Here is a 5,870-nt window from a genome sequence, read left to right as displayed (position 1 = left end):
CCCTTTTCTTTATGATAGCGAGCGCGAGACGGGATTCGAACCCGCGGCCCCCACCTTGGCAAGGTGGTGCTCCACCACTGAGCCACTCGCGCATATGTCCGTCAGCAATCTGACGCAGATTATATTACCACAGTCTGGATTGATTGGCAATAACTTTTTAAATAATGATCTCAGGATACTGCGGAGGCACGCTCTCTATCGCGAGCCTCCGCCCAAAGTTCCATTTGCACCTTTATGTCACTGAAAAAACGATGTCTCAGGATTTTCGGAGTGTGTTGAGATTCAGCATTCCCAGCGAACCGGCCAGTTCCGTCAGTTCCATCTGGAGACAGAACAGATTTACACCGGTTACCGCGTACTCAAAGACAATATTCAGTGCCAGGGCAATTCCAATACTCTCGAAAGGTATATTGAGCTGCCCAAACAAAATGGTGAAACACATGGTCATCCCTCCCGGAATGGGCGGAAGCGCCACTGCCAGCAATACACTGGTCAATGTCACCAGGACCAGCCAGTTCGGTGTGATGGCAATGGAACAATTCTCCGCCATTCCGAAACTGATACTGATAAAAAACATGGCAGCTCCCGGCATAAAAATAGTCTGTCCCAGGGGAACGCCAAACTTTACAATCTTTTCATCGATCCCATAGGAGTGTTCACAGCATTCCAGGTTTTTGGTCAGCGCCGCACTGGAGGATGCCGTCATCAGACCGATAATGAAGACCGGTGCCGCTTTTCGAATCAGTTTTATAACAGAAACCCTTTTTCTGACCGCAACGAGGATTGTATAGATCAGCATTGGCAGAATAAACAGTGCCAGAATTGTCACCAGCATTTTCCATGACCGGAGAACCACGGAAAGCTGCCCGCTTGCGGTAATCTTGAACAATCCCAAAAAAACCATAAAAGGGATCAGAGCACTGACGCCGGACATAAGATAGAACATCGCCTTATTCATATGATCCACAAACAAGGTCAGACTGGATACTCTCTCTCCCATCAGGAGAAGCACGCTACCTGCAACAACAGCCAGGGTAATGACATGTACGGTGTTCCCGGTGGTAAAAGGAGTAACCAGATTATCCGGTATGATACTCAGAAGCAGTGCATAAATCTCAGCCGGTTGAAATGAACTGCCGCCCGCGGAACTACCGTGAAAAAAGGGAACGCACACGGCAGACGCAACAGCGGCAAGCAATAGCTGAAACAGCATAAACCGCCCAATCATGCGCTTTCCAATCCGGCTCAGTGTATTCACATCACCGATGGTACAAACGCCCCATGTCAAAGAAAAAAACACCATCGGCACTGCCACAGCCGTTATGATACTCAAAATTGTGTTGAGAGTCGGCTCAATATAGTTTCCCAGAAGCGATAACCGTCCGGCCTCCGGCAGCTCATAACTCGCAATTCCCAGAAAGATGCCCAAAAAAAGCGCAATCAGGGTTTTCTGCGTGGATGAAAACCTTTGCTTCCGATCGAGGCTGAAACTGACACGGTTGACGCCATTTCGGTATGACCAGTCCGTGACAATATCTACATCCGCATGGAGTCTTCGCAGAAGATGAAACTCCTCGCTTCCATCTCCGGAAAATGGATCAAATCCTTCGCCGTTCACATTCAAGATCACCTGAATACGGCCGAAGAGTTTCTTTTTCTGAATGGAAAACTCCCGTCCCGTCCCCAAACGTTCCTGATAATTCAACAGCACTTCTTCCAGCATCAGACGCAGCTTGATCGCTTTACCGCTCTCTGACCGGCTGTCCGTCAAAAATGTCTCAACTTCGTCAATGGAACGATTAATATTTTGGTTTGTCAACTGAATCATGGTTTTACTCCGATAATTTACGACATGAACTACTGTACACTATTTGTGAAACGCCAATATCAAACCGCATTCTGTTATTCTAATTCAACTTTGACCGATCAGCATTTGCAGAATTCCGGTGGACTGCAGAAACAGCACCGCCATCATCGCCGGGGCAATATACCGAAGCATGAAAATATACAGCCTTTTTCTCTGAAACGGCGAACCGGAAACCTCGATTTCCTCCGTAACAAAGGAAGGTCCGACGACCCACCCGATCAGGATACAGGTCAGCAGGGAAACCAACGGCATCATAAAACTGTTGCTGAAATAATCAATGATGTCCAGGAGTTGTCCCTGTGATCCGTTCGGCAGCGGCAGTTCAAAATAGAAAATGCTGTATCCCAGAGAAATCAGACCGGTTGTACAGCTATAAATGAAGAAAAGAACGATACTTGCTTTTCTTCTTGAAACATGGAATATCTCCATACAATTTGCAACTACGGCTTCATAAATAGAAACGCTTGATGTCAGTGCGGCAAAGAATGCGGTAAAGAAAAAAGCGGTTCCTACAACGATTCCCACGTCCCCCATGGTATGAAACACATTGGTTAATGATATGAAAAGAAGTCCCGGTCCCGAGGTCATTCCCTCAATACCGTAAAATACGAATGTTGTCGGCACAACAATCATTCCTGCCAACAGTGCAATCCCAGTATCAAAAATCTCAATATAGTTGACCGATCGGTTCAGATCAACCTTTTTTTCCACATAGGAACCATAGGTCACCATGATTCCCATGGCAATTCCCAGAGAAAAGAACAGCTGAATCATGGCATCCAGAAGAATCTGACAAAACCGTTCTGCCGTCAGATTGCGAAAATCCGGAATCAAGTATACTTTTAACCCCTGCAGCGCCGTCCGCACTTCTCCTGTGACTTCATCTGTGTGATACAGCGTAAGCGCAAATACCGAAACCACCAGCATCATAACCGCCAGCGCCGGCATAATAATCCGCGCGCTTTTTTCGATTCCGTCCTTCACTCCTCCCAGAACGATGAGCAGCGTCAGAAAAACGAACACAATACCATAAACAACCGGTGCACCGGGATCGGTGATAAACTGCGTAAAATATCCCTCCTGAGTCGCCTCCGTAATATGCCCTGTAAGGAATAACACCGTATATTTGGTAACCCATCCCCCGATGACGCCATAGTAACTCATGACAAGCGCAGGGACGATGAATACCAGAATTCCCACAAATTTCCATTTGCGATGAATGCTTTCATAGGCACAAATCGCACTCCGTCCGGTTTTGCGGCCGATCACAATATCCGTCATCAGCATGGTATAACCAAAAGTCACCGCAAGGAGCAGATAGACAAGAACAAATATACCGCCCCCATCCCGAGCGGCAAGATATGGAAATCTCCATAGATTCCCCAGACCCACTGCACATCCGGCCGATGAAAGCACAAAACCGATTTGCCCGCCAAACCGGGGCAGTTTTTCAGCATTTTCCTTTTTCGTTCTCTTCATGGTTACACCCTCATATTGGACTCAAAAGATATGCCCCCAAAATCCGTTTTCTGAAATTATCCGAATGAAACCCCGTCGACATATTTTCATCTATTTATATTCTACTATAAAGCATCCGCAAAATACCGGAGTCCGGATTTTTTTCTTCGTCAACATCTATGTCTTTTATGTTCTATTATCGTACAGAAAATGCGCGGGCAAAAGCATTCCCGCCATGAACTTTTCACTGTGGGCACCCGACGGCATTCTGCGATATAATAGAGCATAGAAGATTTCGAAAAGAAAGGGATGGCCCATGGTTGAGACGTTTATGATGTTATTGGACACCGTACTTTACAATGTTGTTCAGATCTGTACGACACTTCTGGAATTCTTTGGAATTATAGTGCTGATGGCAACTGCTTTGAAGTGTTTTTATTTCTGGCTGAAAAAGAACACACAGAATATCCGCCTGGATCTTGCCCAGGGAATCGCGCTTGCACTTGAATTCAAGATGGGCGGCGAGGTACTCCGTACGGTTGTCGTCCGTGAATGGGCAGAGCTTGGCATCCTCGGCGCGATCATTGTGCTCCGTGCCATGCTCACCTTCCTGATTCACTGGGAGATCAAAAACGAGAAAAAAGAGAGCTGAGCAGGCATCCTGTCCGCCTGCCCGGATAACGATATCCTCATCTCTGAATGGTTCCGGATCGCCGGCCCGTTTCAGGGATGGGGATATTTCGTTCGGTCAAATGACTTTTCCCTCTCAATTCCCTGTGTCAATGAAAGGCTTTGACCACCACGATTTCTGTGTAATAGTGGGTGACCGTGACTTTAATATCATCACTCACCATTGACAGGATAGATCTGCTGATCTCTTCCTGCGAAAAATGATTCTGATCCGGCGTATCCTGGATGGACCAATGATATTCATCGCCCTTGTTTTGCTGAAGATTTTTTACGCCGTTATAGATTACACCCTGTATTATAGAATACAATCCGGGTTTTGTCTCATCCTTTACATTGTCCGACAAAAGTGCCAATGACTGATAGTGTTTCAGATTCACTTTGATCGGAATATGAATATGAACCCGGCAGATCTGACCGCTTCCCTCCAGATAGATTGCCGCATTGTTCTGAAGCAGCATTTCTTTAAACATACTGACCGCTTCCTCCACGATCAGCCGCAGCTGCGATGTCGAGCGCTGATCAATCCGTTCTCTTTTCGCAAACACCTTCGATAACTGAGTTGCCGCCTCGATAGGATCCGCGGATTCCGAAAAATAGATCGTGTCGGTCCGATAATGACGCATTCGGGGTGAACCGACTCCCAGACTCGATTTTTTCGCCTTGTCCGCATTCGGATCTTTATATTCAAAGAAACCGTTTTTATCAATAATATTGAGATAATTATACGGAATTTCAATGTTATTCTGCCGGAATGCATTTAGCACACGGACATTGATGTCGGTTGTTGCAATATAGGTGCTGATGGTCGGAGGAAGCTGAAGCGTAGTCTCCAGAATAATCGCACTCTCTGAAAACTTCAGAAAATACACCGGCCCGGAATCCTCATCGATATTGTGCCGCACAACACCCTGTGTGTAAGGACTTGCGGCAACACAGTCCCGGATGATATCCATGGCTTTTGGGACATTGGTATCCAGACTTACAGAGAACTGCAGATGCACGCCGCGGTTTGGCTTTTTATAACTGGTGTTATAGACCACTTTGGAATTCAACTGACTGTTCGGCACGATAATCCGGATCCCGTCATAGATGGTCAGAATCGTATGCCTTAACGTGATATCTTCCACAATTCCGGGCTCATAGCCGTCAACAATAATCCGGTCACCAATCTCAAACGGCTTATTGATGCTGATCAGGAATCCGCAGATCAGATCAGCGATCACCGGCTGTGATGCAAAACCGATGACAGCAACAATCAGCGCGGAACTTCCGAGAAGAAGTCTGCTCAGACTGTTCTCCGGACTCAGAATAGAGACCACGTGAAACGCACAGATAATTATAATCAGTACTTTAACCAGCTGTCCGCTGAACCGCACATGCAATGCATTGGTGCGTTTTTTGATCTGATGAAAAATGATAATCCAAATGCAGAAAGCAGCGATACCGATCAGCACGCTGCTAAAAACAGAAATAGATGTTGCCGTCGTCATAATATCCTCTCTTTGGCGGAGATCGTGTCATTTGCAGTATTTACACAATCATTGTATCGGCAAAAAAACTTCAAATATGACGTCATACGATGGATTTTTAAATTGTTTCGGATATTTTTTACGGTTTGCGCCGACCGGAGCGGCAGCGGAGACTTTCGAACGGTTCGAGCACGGCCGTGCTCAGACAACGCCAAAAAGGTCATCCTTCACGGATGTTTTGGCGCCACAGAGAGCGCGAGACGGCGCACGAGGTCCAGTGGACCTCGGTTCTGCGCCGACCGGAGCGGCAGCGGAGACATTCGAACTTCGAATCACTATACGCTCCGGTCATAAAGAAAAGAGGCATCCTTTACGGATGCCCCTTT

4 protein-coding genes and 1 tRNA gene are annotated in these 5,870 nt (G+C 46.7%); 1 reads left to right on the top strand and 4 read right to left on the bottom strand.

Features of this window, described 5'->3' with window-relative positions; all coding sequences use genetic code 11:
• Window positions 1-20: 20 nt before the first annotated feature.
• The 3 genes from BR86_RS0113520 to BR86_RS0113510 all read right to left on the bottom strand — a co-directional run bounded on the left by BR86_RS0113520 (window position 21) and on the right by BR86_RS0113510 (window position 3,346).
• A tRNA-Gly gene (locus BR86_RS0113520) sits at window positions 21-92 on the bottom strand.
• Between the two features lie 164 nt (window positions 93-256).
• Window positions 257-1,828, bottom strand: coding sequence for a dicarboxylate/amino acid:cation symporter (locus tag BR86_RS0113515; RefSeq protein ID WP_031474760.1), 1,572 nt, complete (start codon window positions 1,826-1,828; stop codon window positions 257-259).
• A gap of 84 nt (window positions 1,829-1,912) precedes the next feature.
• Window positions 1,913-3,346, bottom strand: a complete 1,434-nt coding sequence (locus BR86_RS0113510) for a sodium-dependent transporter (protein WP_031474758.1) — start codon at window positions 3,344-3,346, stop codon at window positions 1,913-1,915.
• A gap of 295 nt (window positions 3,347-3,641) precedes the next feature.
• Here BR86_RS0113510 and BR86_RS0113505 point away from each other — a divergent pair, with 295 nt between their 5' ends.
• Entirely contained in the window at window positions 3,642-3,977 is a 336-nt protein-coding gene (locus tag BR86_RS0113505) for a DUF1622 domain-containing protein (RefSeq protein WP_031474756.1), read from the top strand.
• Between the two features lie 127 nt (window positions 3,978-4,104).
• Here the strand turns inward: BR86_RS0113505 and BR86_RS0113500 are convergent, their stop codons facing one another.
• Window positions 4,105-5,505, bottom strand: coding sequence for a mechanosensitive ion channel family protein (locus BR86_RS0113500; protein WP_031474754.1), 1,401 nt, complete (start codon window positions 5,503-5,505; stop codon window positions 4,105-4,107).
• Between the last annotated feature and the right edge of the window lie 365 nt (window positions 5,506-5,870).

Origin of the sequence: [Clostridium] aminophilum DSM 10710, from assembly GCF_000711825.1 — a bacterium.
Classification (GTDB): Bacteria; Bacillota; Clostridia; order Lachnospirales; family Lachnospiraceae; genus Clostridium_R; species Clostridium_R aminophilum.
The sequence above is the reverse complement of the archived record's forward strand: the minus strand, read 5'-3'. Positions and strand labels throughout refer to the sequence as shown.

Coding starts and splice junctions, on each gene's coding strand:
- BR86_RS0113515 (WP_031474760.1), bottom strand. CDS start 1,828: ATGATTCAGTTGACAAACCAAAATATTAATCGTTCCATTGACGAAGTT.
- BR86_RS0113510 (WP_031474758.1), bottom strand. CDS start 3,346: ATGAAGAGAACGAAAAAGGAAAATGCTGAAAAACTGCCCCGGTTTGGC.
- BR86_RS0113505 (WP_031474756.1), top strand. CDS start 3,642: ATGGTTGAGACGTTTATGATGTTATTGGACACCGTACTTTACAATGTT.
- BR86_RS0113500 (WP_031474754.1), bottom strand. CDS start 5,505: ATGACGACGGCAACATCTATTTCTGTTTTTAGCAGCGTGCTGATCGGT.